Genomic DNA, 18931 nt, shown 5'->3' with positions numbered 1-18931 from the left:
TGACCCCATGGTGGACGCAACCCGTGGGGGAATCGGCGCGGTCGGTCCGACGCTCGAGGAGTTCCGTGCCCTGGCCGCCGATCGGCGGGTGATCCCCGTCGTGCGCAGGCTGCTGGCCGACGACGAGACCCCGTTGGGCGTGTATCGCAAGCTCGCCGACGACCGGCCCGGGACCTTCCTCTTCGAGTCCGCGGAGAACGGCAGATCCTGGTCGCGCTGGTCGTTCATCGGAGTGAACAGCCCGGCGGCGCTGACCGTGCGCGACGGCGAGGCGGTCTGGACCGGCACCCCGCCGGTCGGACTGCCCAGCGGCGGCGATCCGCTCGTCGCGCTGCGCAAGACCCTGGCCGAGCTGCACACCGACGCACTGCCGGGGCTGCCGCCGCTGCACGGCGGAATGGTCGGGTACCTCGGCTACGACGCGGTCCGCAGGCTGGAGCGGCTCCCGGAGCTCACCGAGGACGACCTGGGCATCCCCGAGATGGTGATGCTGCTGGCCACCGATCTCGCTGCCCTGGACCACCACGAGGGCACCATCACCCTGATCGCCAACGCGGTGAACTGGGACGACAGCCCGGAGCGGGTCGACGCGGCCTACCAGGACGCCCTGCGGCGACTGGACGAGATGACGGCCCGTCTCGCGGTGTCCGCGCCGTCCAGCGTGGCGGTCTACCAACGGCCGCAGCCGGACTTCGTGCGCAGGCGCAGCGAGGCCGAGCACCACGAGGCGGTGCTCAGCGCGAAGGAGGCGATCCGGGCGGGCGAGGCCTTCCAGGTGGTGGTCTCGCAACGGTTCGAGATGACCACCGGTGCGGACGCGCTGGACGTCTACCGGGTACTGCGAGCCACCAACCCCAGCCCCTACATGTATCTGCTCCGACTGGAGTCGCCGGGCGCCGATGGCGAGATGGTGCCCTTCGACATCGTCGGCTCCAGCCCGGAGTCGCTGGTGACGGTGCGCGATGGCCAGGCGACCACCCATCCCATCGCGGGCACGCGGTGGCGCGGGGCGGACGCCGAGGAGGACATCGTGCTGGAGAAGGACCTGCTGGCCGATGAGAAGGAACGCGCCGAGCACCTGATGCTGGTCGATCTCGGCCGCAACGACCTCGGACGGGTCTGCGAGCCGGGTTCGGTCTCGGTGGTGGAGTTCTTCACGGTGGAGCGCTACAGCCACGTGATGCACATCGTCTCGACCGTCACCGGCCGGCTGGCGCCGGGCCGCACCGCCTTCGACGCGATCACCGCCTGCTTCCCGGCGGGCACGCTGTCCGGCGCCCCCAAGCCGAGGGCCATGGAGCTGATCGAGGAACTGGAGCCGACCCGACGCGGCCTCTACGGCGGCGTGGTCGGCTATCTGGACTTCGCGGGCGACGCCGACACCGCCATCGCCATCCGCACCGCCTTGATGCGGGCGGGCACCGCCTACGTCCAGGCGGGCGGTGGCATCGTCGCCGACTCCGATCCGGTGGCCGAGGACAACGAGTGCCTCAACAAGGCGGGCGCCGTCCTGGCCGCGATCGCCATGGCGGGCACCATGGCCGAGCCCGCCCCGGCGGGCACCGCCCGCACCGACGTCGTCGCCGCGCGGGGCCCCGATGAGTGAGGGCCCCGACGAGGAACCCACTCCGATGAAGTCGAGCGGACCCGAGCGATCCTCGGGCCGAGGGGAGACCGCCGAGCCTGCCGCTGACGGGACCGCTGAGCCCCTCGACGCTCCCGGAGCGCGGAGACCCGCCGAAGTCGACTCCGATGGCGCCACGGACGCCGTCGGCGGCACCGACGGCGCCCCCGCCTCGGCCGCCGAGGGCCGGAGGCTGCTCGCGATCCTGAGCGGGCTGCTGGTGCTGTCGGCGGGACTGCTGTGGGCGGGCACGCTGCTGCCCTGGTTGGTGCTGCCCAGCGTGGTCGACGGCGTTCCGCTGGTCCTGCTGACCGGCGGGGACACCGCCGGGTGGCTGGTCCCGCTCGCCCTGCTGGCGCTGGCGGCGATCGCGGCGCTGGTCTCATTGGGCGGGCTGCCGCGTCGGATCGTCGGCGGGGTGCTGGTCGTGGCGGGTGCGGTGGTGCTCTGGGCCTCGATCGTCGGCGGAGATGGCGAGATGAGCAGCGAGCTGACGTCTTTTTCCGGATCATTGATCGAGCAGGCCGTCGACGAGCCGCCTGCCATCCTGCTCGGCCGCGTCGCGGCGGGTGCGGGTGGCGTGCTGCTCGCGGTGGTGGGGTGTTGGACGGTGCTGCGAGGGCCGGTGCTGCCGACCATGGGCAGCCGGTACTCGCGGCGCAGGACCGAGCGTCGCCCCACCGATCCGCAACGGCGGCTGTGGGACACGTTGGACGAGGGAACCGACCCGACGGAGGGGGATCGTTGATCCTGCAACAGACCATGCAGGTCGGAGCGGCCGACAGCCTTGTTGCGCTGGGGAATCGCCGGACCCGGTTGCCGATGCGTCGAGTGAATGGGGTTAGCATCCTGACAACCCGGCGTCGCGCGAGGGGAGTGGGCGTGATCGAGCGCACGGACGGGCACGTCAACGAGGTGATCTCGTGAACAGTGTCCTGGAATCGATCCTCGACGGAGTGCGTGCGGATCTCGCGGAACGCGAGTCGGCGGTGCCTTTCGACGAGATCAAGCGGTTGGCGGATCAGGCCCCGCCGCCGAAAGACGTCAAAGCGGCGCTGCTCGCGCCCGGAATCGGTGTCATCGCAGAGGTGAAGCGGCGTAGCCCCTCCAAGGGGCATCTCGCCGACATCGCCGACCCGGCCGAGCTGGCGGCCTCCTATGCGGCTGCGGGAGCACGGGCGATCAGCGTGCTCACCGAGCAACGGCGATTCGGCGGTTCGCTGGCCGACTTCGATGCGGTGCGTGCGGTCGTCGACGTGCCGTTGCTGCGCAAGGACTTCATCGTCGGCACCTACCAGGTGCACGAGGCGCGGGCGCACGGCGCCGACATCGTGCTGCTGATCGTCGCCGCCCTCGAGCAGAACGCGCTGGAGGCGTTGCTGGATCGGGTGGAGTCGTTGGGCATGACGGCGCTGGTCGAGGTGCACACCGCAGAGGACGCGGACCGTGCGCTGCAGGCGGGCGCCAGCCTGATCGGCATCAACGCCCGGGATCTGCACACGCTGGAGGTGCATCGCGAGGTCTTCGGCCGGATCGCCCCAGGGCTGCCCCCCGAGGTCCTCAAGATCGCCGAGTCCGGGGTACGCGGCCCGAGCGACCTGATGGCCTACGCGGGCGCAGGGGCCGATGCCGTCCTGGTCGGCGAGGGATTGGTCGCCAGCGGCGACCCGAAGGCCGCGGTGACCCAGTTGGTCACGGCGGGTTCGCACCCGGCCTGTCCGAGGCCGAGTCGATGAGCGGAGTCGGTCGGGGAGCGGGCCGCTCCCCGGGGTCCGCCCAGCCCGACGCGGGCGGGGCCGGCCGCCACGAACCGGATGCGGGCGGCCACTTCGGTCCGTACGGCGGTCGGTTCGTGCCCGAGGCACTGATGTCGGCCCTGGAGGAGCTCTCCGCCGCCTACGACAAGGCGCGGCTCGATCCGGAGTTCGCCCACGAGCTGTCGAACCTGCTGCGGGACTACACGGGGCGGCCGTCGCCGCTGACCGAGGTGGTGCGTTTCGCCGAGCATGCGGGCGGCGCCCGGGTCTTCCTGAAGCGGGAGGATCTCAACCACACGGGATCCCACAAGATCAACAACGTGCTCGGTCAGGCGCTGCTCACCAAGCGCATGGGCAAGTCCAGGGTGATCGCCGAGACCGGAGCGGGCCAGCACGGCGTGGCCACCGCGACGGCCTGCGCGCTACTCGGCCTGGACTGCGTCGTCTACATGGGCGAGGTCGACACCCGCAGGCAGGCGCTGAACGTCGCACGGATGCGGCTGCTCGGAGCCGAGGTCATCCCGGTGACCACCGGATCCCGCACCCTCAAGGACGCCATCAACGAGGCGCTGCGCGACTGGGTGGCCAACGTCGACGACACGCACTACCTGCTGGGCACCGTTGCGGGACCGCACCCGTTCCCCGTGATGGTGCGCGACTTCCACCGGGTCATCGGGGTCGAGGCGCGCGCCCAGCTCCTGGACCGGACCGGCAGACTGCCCGACGCGGTGGTGGCCTGTGTCGGCGGCGGCTCGAACGCGATCGGCATCTTCCACCCGTTCCTCGACGACGACGGCGTGTCGTTGATCGGCTTCGAACCCGCGGGGGAGGGGCTGGACAGCGGTCGGCACGGCGCCACGCTCACGGCGGGCGAGCCGGGCATGCTGCACGGCGCCCGTTCGTACCTGTTGCAGGACGAGGACGGTCAGACCATCGAGACCCACTCGATCTCGGCGGGCCTGGACTATCCGGGAGTCGGTCCCGAGCACTCGTGGCTCAAGGACACCGGGCGGGCGGAATACCGGGCGGTGACCGACGCCGAGGCGATGGACGCCTTCGAGCTGCTGTGCCGCACCGAGGGAATCATCCCGGCGATCGAGTCCGCCCACGCGCTGGCGGGCGCGTTGAAGGTGGGCCGTGAGCTGGGCGACAAGGCCGTGCTGTTGGTGAGCCTCTCCGGCCGGGGTGACAAGGACGTCGACACGGCGGCCTCCTGGTTCGGTCTGCTCGGTGAGAAGGAAGCCTGATGAGTCGCCTCGCCCCGATGTTCGCCGCCTGCCGTGCCGAGGAGCGGGCGGCGCTGATCGGCTACCTGCCCGCGGGCTACCCGTCGGTGCCCGGCTCCAGCACGATGTTCCGCGCGATGCTCGACTCCGGTGTCGACCTCGTCGAGATCGGCGTGCCGTACTCGGACCCGGTGATGGACGGGCCGACGATCCAGCAGGCGGCCGAGTCCGCGTTGCATAGCGGCTTCCGGATCCGTGACGTGTTCGAGGTCGTGGAGTCGGTCGCCTCGGCGGGCGGCCGCGCCGTGGTGATGACCTACTGGAACCCGGTGCACCGGTACGGCGTCGACGCCTTCGCGCGGGACCTGGCGGCGGCGGGTGGACTCGGGATGATCACCCCCGACCTGGTGCCGGACGAGGCGGACGACTGGATGGCCGCCGCCGACGAACACCGGTTGGACCGGATCTTCCTGATCGCCCCGTCCTCCAGTGAGGAACGGATCTCGATCACCGCCGAGGCCACCAGCGGTTTCCTGTACGCCACCGCCGTGATGGGGGTGACCGGAACCCGGGACACCGTGGGCTCCGAGGCGCTGAGCACGGTGCGCCGCGCCCGGGCGCACACCACGTTGCCGATCGGTGTGGGCCTCGGGGTTCGCTCGGGTGCTCAAGCCGCCGAACTCGCGGCCTTCTCCGACGCCGTGATCGTGGGCTCGGCCTTCGTCTCCAAGATCGGCGGCGTCGACCGGGAGCTGTCGGGCGCCGAGGCCGAGGTGCGGAAACTGGCCGAGGAGCTGTCGGCCGGAGTGCGAGGGCGTCGTCCGCAGCCCGTCTGATCCGTGCCATGCGATTCACCACTCTGTGTGGTTGGCGATAGACTCAGCGTGTGCGAAAGACGATCGACGGGCTCCCATGCCAGGGTGATGCCGCCGACTCCGGAGGAGGCGCCCGGTCATGGTGGCACCCACAGAAACAAGCACCAACATCTTCGCGCACGCAGGTCCTTGGACGGCGGCCGCGGTTCTCGAACTGCCGGAGGACCACGGGCAGCGCATCGAGCTCGTCGACGGCGCGTTGGTCGTGAGCCCGGTGGCGGGCCGAACGCATCAGCGGATTCTCCAGCGGCTCCAGGTCTCCTTCCTGGCGGCCGTGCCCGAGGAGTACGAGTCGCTGCCCAGGATCAGTGTCCTGCTGGACAGCGGACGCCTGCTCATCCCGGACCTGGCCATCACGAACCTGCCCGCCAGGGATGGTCTCTACCTGGATGCGGCCGACCTGGTGCTGGTCGTCGAGGTGTCCTCGCCCGCGTCGAAGATGTTCGACAGGGCTTTGAAGAAGCAGCTCTACGCCCACGCGGGAATTCCGTTTCTGCTGTTGGTGACGCCGATGGCGCACTCGGTGACGATGACGGGGTTCGAGTTGATCGGCGGGCAGTACCACGAGACGGGCAGAAGTAGAGACGGCAGATTGAGTCTCACCCGGCCGTTCCCGGTGCAGCTCGATCTCAATTGATCTCGCACCATGCGTGGGCAGCACGGCGAGTGGCCGATAGTGTGACGGCGTGACCGGTACCGAAACCATGTTCCTGGCGAACATTCCGAGCCCTGATCAGGGTGTCTGGCAGATCGGACCGCTCTCGATCCGGGCCTATGCGATCTGCATCATGCTCGGGATCGTGCTGGCGATCTGGTGGGGCGAGCGTCGCTGGGCCGCCAGGGGCGGGGAGAGCGGCACCGTTCTCGACATCGCCGTGTTCGCCGTTCCCTTCGGGATCATCGGCGGCAGGTTGTATCACGTGGCCACCGATTACCACCTGTACTTCGGCGAGGGCCGCAACCCGCTGGACATCCTGGCGATCTGGAACGGCGGTCTCGGTATCTGGGGCGCCATCGCGCTCGGCGGGGTCGGCGCGTGGATCGCCTGTAGACGCAAGGGCATCCCGCTGCCGATGATGGCGGACGCCCTGGCGCCGGGCATCATCCTGGCGCAGGCCATCGGCCGGCTCGGCAACTGGTTCAACCAGGAGCTCTACGGAGCGCCGACGGATGTGCCGTGGGGGCTGGAGCTGTACCAGCGGGTCGATCCGGTGACCGGGCTGGAGGACCAGCTCAACGGTGTCGCCATCGACCACACCCCGATCGCCGTGGTGCACCCGACCTTCCTGTACGAGCTGTTGTGGAACCTGGGTGTGGTCCTGCTGCTGGTGTGGGCGGACCGCCGGTTCCGCCTCGGCCACGGCCGGGTGTTCGCGCTCTACGTGGCCGGTTACACCCTCGGCCGGTTCTGGATCGAGCTGATGCGGACCGATCAGGCCACGATGATCTTCGGTCAGCGGATCAACGTCTTCACCAGCGCGCTGGTCTTCCTCGGTGCGGTGGCCTACCTGGTGCTGGTTCGCGGCAGCCGGGAGGATCCCTCCGTGGCGCGGGGCTCCGCGCCCGACGGCGACGACGGTGTGGGTGCCGACGACTCCGGCGCAGACGAGGCCTCGGACACTCGGAACCCGAGCCCGATCGGCGGCGATTCCGCGCAACGGGGCGACCCGGATCGGCGGGGTTCCGACTCGGACGGGCCCGCCGCCAAGGAGGACGCGGGCGTCGGTGGCTCCGGCGCAGCGGAAGCAGGCGGAACCAAGGACTGAGCAACCGAACAGCGACCGCCTCCGCCGACGCCGCCCGCCGGTTCGGGCGGCGTCGGCGTCGTGGTCTCGGCTGCTCGGTGTCGATACCGTCGCCCACCGCCTGTTGTGACATGTCCCTCCGTCTGCGCCACCCGAGGCCTTGAAGCTGCCCGTCGGGGCAGGCGCGCACCTGCTCGCCGCCGTCGCGGCCGCCCGGCAGCGGCGCGGACGACACGCCACCCCTTCGTTTATTCCCGCCCGGGGCCTCTCCTACGGCCTCGCTGCCGTGACCGGCGCGAAGAGCACCGGGCGTGGCGGGCAGAATGGACCGAACGCGGTGTCGCCCGATCGGAGGCCTACCGCATCGGCAGGCTGATCGAACGGAGGCACGGTGGAGGGCGCTGAGTTGCGCGGAGTCGTCGCGATGGACGGGCCGTCTGGGACGGGGAAGTCCACCGTCTCGCGGCGGCTGGCTGGCGGTCTGCGGGCGCGCTACCTGGACACCGGTGCGATGTACCGGGCGGTGACGTTGGGTGTGTTGCAGGCCGAGGCCGACCTCGCCGACGCCGAGGCGATCACGCGGATCGCCGAGCGGGCCGTGGTGAGTGCCGGTACCGACCCGGAGCGGCCCGAGATCCGCCTGGACGGCGTGGACGTCGGCGTCGAGGTCCGAGGCGAGGCCGTCACCAAGGCGGTCTCCGCCGTGGCCGCGGTGCCTGCGGTCCGGGCGATCCTGGTGGCTCGACAGCAGCAGATCATCGCCGAGGCGCTCGAGGCCGAGGTCGGAATCGTGGTCGAGGGCCGCGACATCGGCGAGGTGGTGGCCCCGGACGCGGGGCTCAAGATCTATCTGACGGCGGACGCCGGGGTTCGTGCCCGTCGCCGTCGTGCGCAGGACAGCGCCCAGGGCCGCGATGCGTCGATCGACGAGATCCAGGCCGACGTCCGCCGCCGTGACGAATTCGACTCGACCAGGGCGACCTCCCCGCTGCGGCGGATCGCCGACGCCATCGAGGTCGACACCACCGAACTCGATGTGGCGGGCGTGCTGGCCGTGCTCAACGGTCTGGTGATCGAGCGCGGTCTCGCCGTCGCGAGGCGACGGACCGCGCGATGAGCGCCGCGACTCCGCCCGCGTCGTCCTCGGGTACCGCCGAGGACGATCGCTCGCCGCTGCCCGAGGGCGCCTCGCGGTGGGTGAACCGGATCGGACGGTGGATCGGGACGACGATCGGCCTGGTCTTCTTCCGGATCCGTGTCCGCGACCGCGATCGGCTTCCGCATGGCGGACCGGTGGTGCTGGTCGCCAACCACAGCTCCCTCATCGACGGGCCCCTGCTGTTCGGCCTCGTTCGCAGGCCCTGCGTGTTCCTCATCAAGCATGAGATCTTCCGAGGTCCGCTGGGTCGGGCCCTGCGTCGGATGGGGCAGCTGCCGGTCCGCCGGGGCGAGGTCGACCGGGTCCCGCTGCTGGCCTCGATCCGGGTTCTGCGGGCGGGTGGGCTCGTCGCGGTGTTCCCGGAGGGGACCAGGGGCAGCGGCGACGTCAGTGGTGCGCACAACGGCGCCGCCTGGTTGGCGAGGTCCTCCGATGCCCTCGTCGTGCCGGTGGCCTGTCGAGGAACTCGGCGTCCGGAGGGCTCCGGCCGCAGGTTCCGGCCCAGGGTGGACGTATTGTTCGGAGAGGCCTTCACCGTACCGTCGGGACGGGGGCGCGCCGCCCTACACGAGGCGACGGCGCGGGTGCAGGGCGAACTCGCGGAGCTGGTGCGTGAACTCGACCGGCGATTGATCGCCGAGACGGGTTCACCCGGCATGGACGAAGGAGAGCAGACGTGACCGGCCTGGACGGGAGCTGGACCGACGAGGCCGAGTGGGAGCTGTCGGCCGATGATGAGATGACGGAGGACTCCGAGGAGGCCGCGCTCGCCCAACCGGTGCTCGCGGTGGTGGGGCGACCCAACGTCGGGAAGTCGACGCTGGTCAACCGGATCCTGGGCCGCCGAGAGGCGGTCGTGCAGGACATCCCCGGTGTGACCAGGGACCGCGTCGCCTACGACGCGCTGTGGAACGGGCGGAAGTTCACCGTCGTGGACACCGGCGGTTGGGAGCCGGATGCCACCGGGCTCCAGGCCGCGGTCGCAGCACAGGCCGAGTTGGCGATGAACTCCTCGGACGCGGTGCTGCTGGTGGTGGATGCCACCGTCGGAGCCACCGCCACCGATGACGCGGTGGCCAGAGTGCTGAGAAGGTCGAACCGGCCGGTGCTGGTCGCGGCCAACAAGGTCGACAGCGATCGGGCGATGGCCGAGGTCCACCAGCTGTGGTCGTTGGGACTCGGCGAGCCGCTGCCGGTCAGTGGTCTGCACGGGCGTGGCTCCGGTGACCTGCTGGACGCGGTGCTCGACGCGCTGCCGGAGTCGCCGAAGGACATGGTCGGAGCCGGCGCGGGCGGTCCCCGCCGGGTCGCGCTGGTCGGCAAGCCCAACGTCGGCAAGTCGAGCCTGCTCAACAAGCTGGCGGGCGAGCAGCGTGTGGTCGTCGACTCGGTGGCGGGCACCACCGTCGACCCGGTCGACGAGTTGATCGAGCTCGACGGCGAGGTCTGGAAGTTCGTCGACACCGCGGGCCTGCGCAAGCGGGTGAACACCGCGAGCGGCACCGAGTACTACGCCTCGCTGCGCACCAAGGCGGCCATCGACGCCGCCGAGGTCGTCATCGTGTTGCTGGATGCCAGCGAGCCGATCACCGAGCAGGATCTTCGGGTCATCACCGACATCGTCGAGGCGGGCCGGGCGCTGGTGCTGGCCTTCAACAAGTGGGACCTCGTCGACGAGGAACGACGCAACCAGATCCCCAGGGAACTCGACCGGGGACTGGTCCGGGTGCCGTGGGCCGAGCACGTCAACGTCTCGGCCAAGACCGGTCGGGCTGTCGCGAAGCTGGCCCCCGCACTGCGGACCGCGCTGGACTCCTGGGACACCCGGGTGCCCACCGGACAGCTCAACTCCTGGCTCACCGAACTCATCCAGGCCACCCCGCCGCCGGTGCGGGGCGGTCGGCAGCCGAAGGTGCTCTTCGCGACCCAGGCGCAGACCCGGCCGCCGACGGTGGTGCTGTTCACCACCGGGTTCCTCGAGGCCGGCTACCGACGCTTCCTGGAACGCCGATTCCGGGAGACCTTCGGTTTCGCGGGCAGTCCGGTCCGGTTCTCCATCCGGGTCCGGGAGCGCAAGCAGCGCAAGTCCTGATCGGACGGGATACCCGGCGCACGTTCGCCGGGTATCCCGCCCGGTGTGTCATCGGACGACGATCTCGGTCTCCTCGACGACCTCGTTGACCGTCACCGACAGGGTGAATCGGCCCGGCCGCAGGCCCTCGATGTCGCCGGTCCTCGGATCGAGACTCGCCACCTGCCAGGGTCGGGGGCCGTCGTCGGGACGATTCGGATCGACGATGTGCAGTCGCCGGGAGCCCGCCCAGTCCGCTGCCACCGGATAGCTCACCGGCACCTCGCGCTCGCCTTGGCGGACCGAGGCCGTGACGCTCTCGGTCCGGCCCACCGCGAGCTCGGCGGGCGCGGCGAGGCTCAGCTCGTCGACATGCGGCCGCATCTCGACCCGGACGGACTCGTCCCGGTCGGCGGGGTGCATCCGCAGCAGACTCCATCCGGTGAAACCGCCCTGATCGGCGGGCGCCGAGGGAGCCTTGCCCGCATTGCCGTTGATCAGCCTCGACACCCCGTCGACCCGGTCGGCGTGGAACCGGCCCGCGTGCGCGGCCACCAGCGCGGTGGGCTTGCCCGAGGCGTCCTCGAACTCGCTCAGCCAGTCGAGTACCAGTTCGGCCTCGCGCTGGTCACCCAACTGCGAGTTCCCGGCCGCACCGGGGTCCTCGGTCGGATGGTGCAGCGCGACGATCACGCCCTCGACCGACCGGTCGGCCTTCGCCTCGGCGAGCTCGTCCCGCAGCAGCTCGACCTGATCGAAACCGCCGCCGCGCAGGGTGCCCCGCGAGCTGTCGAGCAGGATCAACCGGATGCCGCCGTGGTCGACACTGCGGTGGGTCTCGCCGAACTCGGCGCTGAACTCCCCGGTGTCACCGGGACCGGACACCTCGTGATTGCCCGGCAGGTAGTACCAGGGGACCTGCTCGCCCAGCTCCTCGTCCAACACGGTCCTGGCCAGGTCGAAATCGGGTCCGGTGCCCCGATCCACCAGGTCGCCGTTGATCAGCACCACATCGGGTTCGGCCGCGACGGCCTCGCGCAGACTGCGGCGGGCCTGCTCGACCAACGGGCCGTCCGGGTCGTCCGAGGTGAACTGGGCGTCGCTGACCACCGCGACCCGCAGGGCACCCCGCTCGGCGTCCAGCGCGTCGTCGACCACCACCGACGTGTCGGGGCGTACCGGTTCGGCGGGCACCTCGGCGATAGGCGAGACCGAGGCGGTGAGATCGTCGAAGACGACCCGACCCTCGTACTGATGGTCGCGATCGGTCTCGACCAGGTAGAAGCGGTGCAGCCGCAGCGGTGCGGCGAGCCCGGCGGGGACGTCGGTCTCGACGTAACGCCACCCCGTCCAGTCGACCGAGTCGGCCAGACTCAGCACGGCGGGGGATCCCGCCGCATCGCGCAGCTCCAGTCGCAGCCAGGCGCCCGCGCCATCGCCATCGACCCACAGCCCGATGCGTTGCGTACCGGCGGGCAGTTCCCGCTGGGGTACGGCGTTGACGTAGGCGGCGCGGGTGGCGGTGGTCCCGGTGAGCCGGTAGTCCAGCGCGATCCCCTGGCCGCCCTCGCGGCCGTCGGCCTGCGAGACGGCCGATCCCACGACCGAGGGGAAGGCGGTGGCCTGCCAGCCCTCCACCCCGTCCAACGGGTCCACGATCCGCGCCTCGGTGCCGACCGAAACCCCGACCCGTGCGGTGAGTCCGGCCGCGGTCGCGGTGATCGTGGTCGACCCGGTGTCGACCAGGGCGGTCACGGTGAGACCGTCACCGTTCGGCTCGACCCGCACCACCTCGGGGTCGTAGTCGAGTTCGAGGTCGGCGGGCTCGACCCAGGTGCTGAAGCCGTCCGCGTCGTTGCCGAGGACGCGCAGCGAGCTGGAGACATCGGCGTCGGACAGCATCACCTGTCCGACGTCGGCCCGGAGCCGGACCGGCGCGCCCAGCACGTCCAGCTCGACATCACCCCGGACTCGACCGGAGGTGGCCGTGACGACCGTCCGACCGACCCGGTCCGCGCGGTCGGTGGCGTGGAAGATCCCGTCGCCTCGGATGCGTCCGTGCCTCGGGCGATCCACCGACCAGCGGTGTGCCGCCTCGACCGAGGCGCCGCTCTCGTCGTGGCCCAAGGCCTGCAACCGTCTGCTCAGCCCCGCGAGCACCCGCTGGGAGTCCGGACCCGCTGTCGCCGGTTCGGCGCGGAAACCGGTCAGTCTGCCGCTGCCGGGCGCGGTGCGCAGCCCCAATCCGTTGGGCACCAACCGCTGCCCGCCGTCCGACGGCGAATTATGGACCGTCGGTGCGGCCTCGCCCGCCTTGCGGGCCAGCAGCGTCGACGAGCCGCCGCCGTCGAGGTTGAGCGCGTCGTGGGCACCGAGGGAACGCAGCTGATGGGCCAGTTCCAACTCGGTCATGCCTCGGCTGGCCGACTGCCTGCCGTCGATGGTGACCAGCCAGAACCGCGATCCGTCCTCGGAGAATCCGACGGCGGTCCGGGGATGCGCGGTCACGTTGTCGACCGGCTGGACCTCGCCGTCGACGATCAGCGCCCGGTTGCCGCCGACGGCCACCGCGATGTCGGCGATGTCCTCGGAGTCGGTGCGTGGAGCCAGGCTCACCCCGACGGCATCGCCTTCCGCGAGGTCGGCGAGCGCCCGGGCCCCGGCATCACGGGCCAGCAGCACCTGGGTGCCCTCGGCGATCGGGCCGTCGCCGGGTGCGGTGCGGATGGCGGTGACCAGTCCGTCCACCAACTCGACCTCGAGTACCTCGGTGGCACCCGCCGTCGCGGTGAGTCGACTCGCCGAGCCCCATTCGGGGGTGAACACCCCGATGCCGTCGGCGGCGATCACCGGCGAGTTCAGGTTGTCGGCGGGCAGGACGTCGCCGCCGGGCAGGGTGAGGTGCGCTTCGAGGAACACCTCGGTGAGCGCGGCGCGGTGGTCCTCGGTGAAGGTCGCGGCCAGGTTGTGTCCGGCGGCGGGTGCGTGCCGCAGTTCCCCGTCGTCGATGCCGACGCCCAGGGGGGCGCCGGTCGCGTTGATGTCGAAGAAGTCGCCGTTGACCCCGGCGACCGCGTCGACCCTGGCCAGCTGTTCGGACAGCGGGGTTCGCGCCGAGACCGTGCCGGGGTGCAGGTAGGTCGGTTCCAGGCCCGCCGTGGACAACTCGGCGCTGAGCACGTCACCCCGGATCCAGCCCTGCGGGTCGAATCGATCGAACTCGGTGAGTTCCACTCCGGGGGCCACCAGGGTGGTGGTGCTGTCGGTGGTGAGCCCCGGATGCGGCGTCGCGGCCGGGTCGATCGAGGTCCGCAGCGCCTGTTCCGAGGCCGATGACGCGGCGGGCGAGTCCTCGACGGGTCGAGGCCCGGCCGGAACCCCGGTGTCGGCGCCCTGCGCGCCCGCGCCGGTGCCCGCCGCGAGCAGCAGCATCGCCGCTGCCGTCGCGATCCCGGCCGTGCGGGCGAGCCGACTCGGCCGGGATCGCTGCGGTTCCGACGTGCCCGTCGGTGCTGTTCGTCGTGTCGTCCATCCGTTGATCCGCCGTCGCACGGCCGCCCCCTGGCACACTCGTATCCGGTGGTGAGCCCGCCGAGCACAGCCCATCCAGCCGGCCGAGGGCTGTCCCGGACATGACAGGGGCGGGAACTCTTGACGATCTCGTCCACCAGCCTGGCGAACCGGACGACACGCCTGCCGCGCCCGAAAGGGTGATAGTCGGGCGCGTTCGGCGGTCTACTGTGTACTTACCGGCAGATCTGCGGCCGCCAGGTGCTTGCCGACGGCCTCGATCTCCGCCGCCTCCAGCGGGATCATCGGCAGGCTCGTGGTCGGATACCGGATGACGCCGCGCAGCATCAACGCCGCCTTGAACGCCCCGATGGCCGAGGAGTACCGGCCCATCCGATCGGTCGGCGCCACCCTGATCAGGTCGAACAGGGTGTGCAGTCGGCGTTGCTGCCGTAAGGCCTCGTCCCAGTCGCCTGCCACCGCCGCGTCGTACAGCCGGACGTAGCCGTGCGGATCGACATTGCCCAGTCCGGGGACCACGCCGGCGGCGCCGCAGCGCAATCCGAGGTCGGCCACGGTCTCCGAGCCGCTGAACACCCGGAAACCGTCGATCCCCGCGACCAGTTCGAGGACATCGCGCAACCCGTCGAGGTCCCCGCTGGAGTCCTTCAGCCCGGCCAGGGTCGCGTCGGCGGCCAGCTCGGCCACGGTCGCGGCGGCCAGTTTGGTGTGGACGGCGCTGGGGATGTCGTAGCCGATCAGCGGCAGATCGACGGCGGCGCGGATGGTCCGGAAATGCCCGAGGATCTCGACGGGATGGGTGGGGGAGTAGAACGGCGCGGTCGCGACCAGGGCGTCGGCACCCAGGGCAGCCGCAGCCCTGGCGTGCTCCACGACCCGAGGGGTGGACATGTCGACGACGCCCGCCAGCACCGGCAGTTGGCCCGCGACGGTGCCGACCACGACGTCGAGGGCCTGTCGACGCAGCGCATCGGGCAGATAGGCGGCCTCGCCGGTCGAGCCGCCGACGAACAGCCCGTGCACCCCGGCGGTCACCAGATGCGCGACGAGACGTTCGAGCGAGTCGACGTCGAGTTCCCGATCGGGGGTCAGCGGGGTGCACAGCGGTGGCACCACACCGCCCGTGATGAGCGGCGCGTGCGGCGATCGTCCTGGTGTGGCGTGCTGGTCGGTCATGTCTTCGGCTCTCCATCGGGAGTGTCGGGATCGGACTCTGCGGCGGGGGATCCGGCTGTGCTCTCCGCGCCCCCGGACTGCGGTGGTGGGCCGGTCGTCGGCTCGGAGGTGGCCACGGCAGTGGCCGCGCCGCCTCCGGGGGTCTCGGCTGCCCGCAGCCTGGGGGCGATCTGGGCCTCGTCGACCGTGAGGTCGACCCCGGCCGAGTCGTCGCCGAACCACCGTTGCACCAGGGCTGGCGCGTCCACGGCGATCAGGATGATCACGATCAGGGTGAGACCGAAGGCCAACCCGCCCAACGCGGTCGCGAGGCTGGTCCGTTCGGCGATCTGCGCACCGAGGACCGGTGCCACGGCGCCGCCCAGCGCTCCCACGTTGTAGGTGAAACCGAGGCCGCCCGCCCGGGTACCGATGTCGAAGTAGCCGGAGACCAGCTTCGGCAGGATTCCGGAGATTCCCTGGGCCAGGGCCTGCTGGCAGAACAGCAGGACGCCGAGAAGCAGCAGTTGGTCGCCGCCGATCGCGAACACCGGCAACGTGAAGGCCAGCGAGGCGAGCAGCGTCAGGCTGTAGGCACGTCGGGTGCCCAACCAGTCGCCGACGAAGCCCGCGAGACAGCAGCCGACGGCGGTGCCGAAGCCCGCGAAGAACAACACTCCGCTGACCTGTGCGGCGTCGTAGCCGAGGTCGGTCTTCAGATAGGTCGGCAGTAGCGCCTGGATGGGCCACGAGTAGAGGAAGGCGCAGAACACCACCACGATCAAGGTCAGCATCATCGGACTGCGCCTGCCCGCGAACTGGATGGTGAAGGCGGCCAGTCCGCCGATCGTCACCGCGATCAACAACCAGGACAGCACACCGGTCGCGCCGCCCGCGAACAACCAGAACAGGGCCAGCGACACGGCGACCGTGAGCACGATGTTGATCGCCCGGGTGCGCCCGCCGTAGAGGACGCTGACGAAGTCGCGCTCCTTGGTGGTGTCGTCGCGCTGTGCGGCCTGGTGCTGCCAGTCGGGTGCCTCCGGCAGGCTGCGGCGCAGCCACAGTGCCAGCACGATCGGCAGCAGACCGAGCAGGAAGAGCGCGCGCCAGCCGAACTCGGGAACGATGAATCGGTAGGCCTGGGCGGCGAGCACTCCGCCGAGGGAGAAGCCGGAGATGAGGAATCCGCTGGCCCGATTGCGCAGTGCCTTCGGCCAGCTCTCGATCACGTAGGTGGCGCTCGCGCTGTACTCGCCCGCCATGCCCATGCCGACGACCAGCCTGGCCACGAACAGCGGCCAGTAGCCCCAGGCGAGGCCGCAGGCGAAGGTGCCGACGGAGTAGAGCACGATGCTCAGCACCATCGCGGGCCGCCGTCCATAGCGGTCGCCGATCGCGCCGAGCGCCAACCCGCCGAACCAGCGGGAGATGAACGCCGCGGAGATCAGGGTGGCCGCCTCGACGGTGGATAAGCCGAACTCGTCGGCGACCTCGGTCAGCACCAGCGAGATGAGGACGAAGTCGAAGCCGTCCATCGCGTAACCGAGCCACGCGGCGAAGAACGACTTCCAGTCCTTCCTGGTGAGCTGGTGATACCACCGAGGTCGGGTGTACTGCTGGTCCATCAGAGCCTCCTTGCTCCGCTGGCAGACATCCCACCTGGGAGGTGGGATGTCTTGGCAAGGTACGGTTGGTACCCACACCGTGGCAAGAGGGATGGTCAGTGGCAGAGAACGGTCGGCGCCTTCAGGACCGGATCATCGATCTCATCATCGACCGAGGGCTCGCCCCCGGCGAACCGTTGCCCACCGAGGGGCAGCTCGTCGACGAACTGGGTGTCGGCCGAAACTCGGTGCGGGAATCGCTGCGTGCGTTGAGCACCCTGGGCATCGTCGACATCAGACACGGTTACGGGACCTTCGTCGGCGCGGCCCCGATCACCGCCTTCACCCCGGGTCTGCTGTTCCGGACCCGGCAGTCGATGCAGCAGGACGCGTCGGTGCTCCGCGACCTGGTGGAGATCCGCCGCGTGCTGGAGATGTCGCTGATCGAGACCGTGGTCGACCGGGCCGACGAGGACCTGGTGGGCGAGCTGGACGACCTGGTCGCCGCGATGGAGTCGGGGGATCTCGTCGAGACCGATCAACGGTTCCACGAGACCCTGTTCCGGCCGTTGAACAACGGGATCGCCCTGGAACTCATCGGCCTGTTCTGGACCGTCTACCACCGGGTGGAGACCGAACTCGACCCGCCGGGGCCCGAGCGGGCGGAGATCTGCTCCGAGCACCGGGCGATCGTCGAAGCCGTTCGAGCGGGCGATCCGGTGGCGGCCCGATCGGCCCTGGGTGCCCACTTCGTCGACATCGAGCAGCGGGTCGCGCGGCTCGGCGATCCGCGCTGAGCTCGGCGGCAGTGGGCCGGGAACGTCGCGGATCAGTCGGCGCGGGACTCGGCGCGCAGCGTCGAGGCGATCAACAGCACGACCCCGCAGGTCAGCAGGCTGTCGGCGAGGTTGAAGGTGGGAAACCACCCCGTGTACAGGTAGTCGGTTACCGCGCCGTCGGCGATCCGGTCGATCAGATTGCCCGCGGCTCCGGCGAGGATCATCGACATGCCCGCCCGAGCCGCCGTGGGCACCTCGGGTGCGGTGTGTAACGCATAGAGCGTGATCCCGAGGGTGACCGCGCTCGTCAGGGCGATGACCACCCAGGCAGGCAGGGTGTCGCCGAGGCTGAAGGCGATTCCCGGGTTGTAGGACAGTCGCACACTGAGGAATCCGAAGTCGGGACCTGCGGGATGCGCCTGCTCGACCAGGTGCTTGACGATCAGGTCGACCGCTGCCAGCACGACGGCGACGGCCAACAGCGTGGCCCGGATTCGAGTGGCCCTCGGTGTGGACTCCGTCGGGGTTCGCTCGGCGGGGCCTGCGGCGGGCGGTTCGACGTCGGATTCGGCGGTCACCACCCAGACATTACCGATCGGGCGGGGTTCACAGGGCGCCCGCCGCGACGGCGATGCCGAAGCCGCCCAGCAGCACGGCGGTTCCGAGGTCGAGCCCGTCCCGCACCCTGCGTCGACGCAGGATCGGGGTCACCCGGTCGACGGCCGTGACGAACAGGAACCACCAGAGCACCGCCAGCAGGGTCGCCGTGGTGCTCAACAACAGCGTCTGCTCGACGATTCGGTCGCCCGGAGTGATGAACTGCGGAAGCAGGGTGACGTAGAAGACCAAGGCCTTGGGATTGAGCAGATTGTTCAGCACCCCCTGCGCCAACGGTCCGCCGCCGCGCAGGCCCGCGCGGGTGGGCTCGTCCGTGGCGGTGTCGAGTGGGGCGGTGTCGAGTGGGGCGGGGCCCTGCGCGAGGACGGCCGCGACATCGGTGCCCGCCGCCCTCCTGCTGCGCCACCAGGACCGCAGACCGCGCCAACCGAGGAAGACCAGGTAGCCGCCGCCTGCGAGTTTCAGCGCGGTCAGCATCCCGTCCTGGGCGGCGATCAGAGCGGTCAGTCCGAGCACGGCGAGCAGCGTGTACACGGTGAGGCCGATGCTGATCCCGGCGGCGGTGAGATACCCCGCACGACGGCCCAGCAGCAGGGTGTTCCGGGTGACCAGGACGAAGTCCGGACCGGGGACCACGATGGTGAGCGCCGTGATCGCGATGAACAGTGGAATGCCTTCGGGCACGTCGAATTCTCTCTCCGGTCGAGCGCTGCTGTCGCCGGACACGAGGCGACGGGAGGATTCTGCAACCACATCCGGGGATCCGGCGAGAAGTTCGTTTAAT

At 70.5% G+C, this 18931-nt stretch carries 16 protein-coding genes; 11 read left to right on the top strand and 5 right to left on the bottom strand.

The genetic code is table 11. The features are described from left to right. Positions 1-7 precede the first annotated feature (7 nt). From BKA25_RS17455 to der, 10 genes are all read left to right on the top strand, one after another. On the top strand, positions 8-1606 hold the full coding sequence (locus tag BKA25_RS17455; protein ID WP_069848273.1) for an anthranilate synthase component I: 1599 nt from the start codon (positions 8-10) through the stop codon (positions 1604-1606). Then, entirely contained in the window at positions 1599-2372 is a 774-nt protein-coding gene (locus BKA25_RS17450) for a Trp biosynthesis-associated membrane protein (RefSeq protein ID WP_069848274.1), read from the top strand. The genes BKA25_RS17455 and BKA25_RS17450 overlap by 8 nt, the downstream gene beginning before the upstream one ends. Positions 2373-2547: 175 nt before the next feature. Then, positions 2548-3360 carry an indole-3-glycerol phosphate synthase TrpC gene (gene trpC / locus BKA25_RS17445; protein ID WP_069848278.1) on the top strand — a complete coding sequence of 271 codons (813 nt, stop codon included), beginning with the start codon at positions 2548-2550 and terminating at the stop codon, positions 3358-3360. Next, positions 3357-4628 carry a tryptophan synthase subunit beta gene (gene trpB / locus BKA25_RS17440; RefSeq protein WP_069848279.1) on the top strand — a complete coding sequence of 424 codons (1272 nt, stop codon included), beginning with the start codon at positions 3357-3359 and terminating at the stop codon, positions 4626-4628. Before trpC ends, trpB begins: the two co-directional genes overlap by 4 nt. Continuing rightward, a complete protein-coding gene (trpA, locus tag BKA25_RS17435; RefSeq protein WP_069848281.1) occupies positions 4628-5443 on the top strand; it encodes a tryptophan synthase subunit alpha in 816 nt (271 codons plus the stop codon). Before trpB ends, trpA begins: the two co-directional genes overlap by 1 nt. Positions 5444-5561: 118 nt before the next feature. After that, positions 5562-6119: a Uma2 family endonuclease gene (locus tag BKA25_RS17430; RefSeq protein ID WP_069848283.1), complete on the top strand. Its 558-nt coding sequence runs from the start codon at positions 5562-5564 to the stop codon at positions 6117-6119. A 67-nt stretch (positions 6120-6186) separates the two neighbouring features. Further along, on the top strand, positions 6187-7248 hold the full coding sequence (gene lgt, locus BKA25_RS17425; RefSeq protein WP_069853508.1) for a prolipoprotein diacylglyceryl transferase: 1062 nt from the start codon (positions 6187-6189) through the stop codon (positions 7246-7248). A gap of 370 nt (positions 7249-7618) precedes the next feature. After that, a complete protein-coding gene (gene cmk, locus BKA25_RS17420; protein WP_069848285.1) occupies positions 7619-8344 on the top strand; it encodes a (d)CMP kinase in 726 nt (241 codons plus the stop codon). Next, entirely contained in the window at positions 8341-9066 is a 726-nt protein-coding gene (locus BKA25_RS17415) for a lysophospholipid acyltransferase family protein (protein WP_069848287.1), read from the top strand. The genes cmk and BKA25_RS17415 overlap by 4 nt, the downstream gene beginning before the upstream one ends. After that, entirely contained in the window at positions 9063-10478 is a 1416-nt protein-coding gene (der, locus tag BKA25_RS17410) for a ribosome biogenesis GTPase Der (protein ID WP_069848288.1), read from the top strand. The genes BKA25_RS17415 and der overlap by 4 nt, the downstream gene beginning before the upstream one ends. 48 nt (positions 10479-10526) lie before the next feature. Here the strand turns inward: der and BKA25_RS17405 are convergent, their stop codons facing one another. The 3 genes from BKA25_RS17405 to BKA25_RS17395 form a co-directional block, all read right to left on the bottom strand. Beyond that, on the bottom strand, positions 10527-13889 hold the full coding sequence (locus BKA25_RS17405; RefSeq protein ID WP_069853509.1) for a phosphodiester glycosidase family protein: 3363 nt from the start codon (positions 13887-13889) through the stop codon (positions 10527-10529). Positions 13890-14192: 303 nt separating this feature from the next. Beyond that, positions 14193-15164: a dihydrodipicolinate synthase family protein gene (locus tag BKA25_RS17400; protein WP_069848290.1), complete on the bottom strand. Its 972-nt coding sequence runs from the start codon at positions 15162-15164 to the stop codon at positions 14193-14195. Then, positions 15161-16771 (bottom strand): MFS transporter, encoded by a 1611-nt coding sequence (locus BKA25_RS17395; protein ID WP_084642815.1) that lies wholly within the window; start codon positions 16769-16771, stop codon positions 15161-15163. The genes BKA25_RS17400 and BKA25_RS17395 overlap by 4 nt, the downstream gene beginning before the upstream one ends. Positions 16772-16869: 98 nt before the next feature. On the opposite strand from BKA25_RS17395, the gene BKA25_RS17390 reads away from it, so the two are divergent. Continuing rightward, on the top strand, positions 16870-17547 hold the full coding sequence (locus BKA25_RS17390; RefSeq protein WP_069848292.1) for a FadR/GntR family transcriptional regulator: 678 nt from the start codon (positions 16870-16872) through the stop codon (positions 17545-17547). A 32-nt stretch (positions 17548-17579) separates the two neighbouring features. Here the strand turns inward: BKA25_RS17390 and lspA are convergent, their stop codons facing one another. Next, positions 17580-18107, bottom strand: a complete 528-nt coding sequence (gene lspA / locus BKA25_RS17385; protein WP_216637810.1) for a signal peptidase II — start codon at positions 18105-18107, stop codon at positions 17580-17582. A 28-nt stretch (positions 18108-18135) separates the two neighbouring features. Continuing rightward, positions 18136-18831, bottom strand: coding sequence for a LysE family translocator (locus tag BKA25_RS17380; protein WP_069853511.1), 696 nt, complete (start codon positions 18829-18831; stop codon positions 18136-18138). Between the last annotated feature and the right edge of the window lie 100 nt (positions 18832-18931).

The sequence above is a fragment of the Actinoalloteichus hymeniacidonis genome, from assembly GCF_014203365.1.
Lineage (GTDB): Bacteria > Actinomycetota > Actinomycetes > Mycobacteriales > Pseudonocardiaceae > Actinoalloteichus_A > Actinoalloteichus_A hymeniacidonis.
The sequence above is the reverse complement of the archived record's forward strand: the minus strand, read 5'-3'. Positions and strand labels throughout refer to the sequence as shown.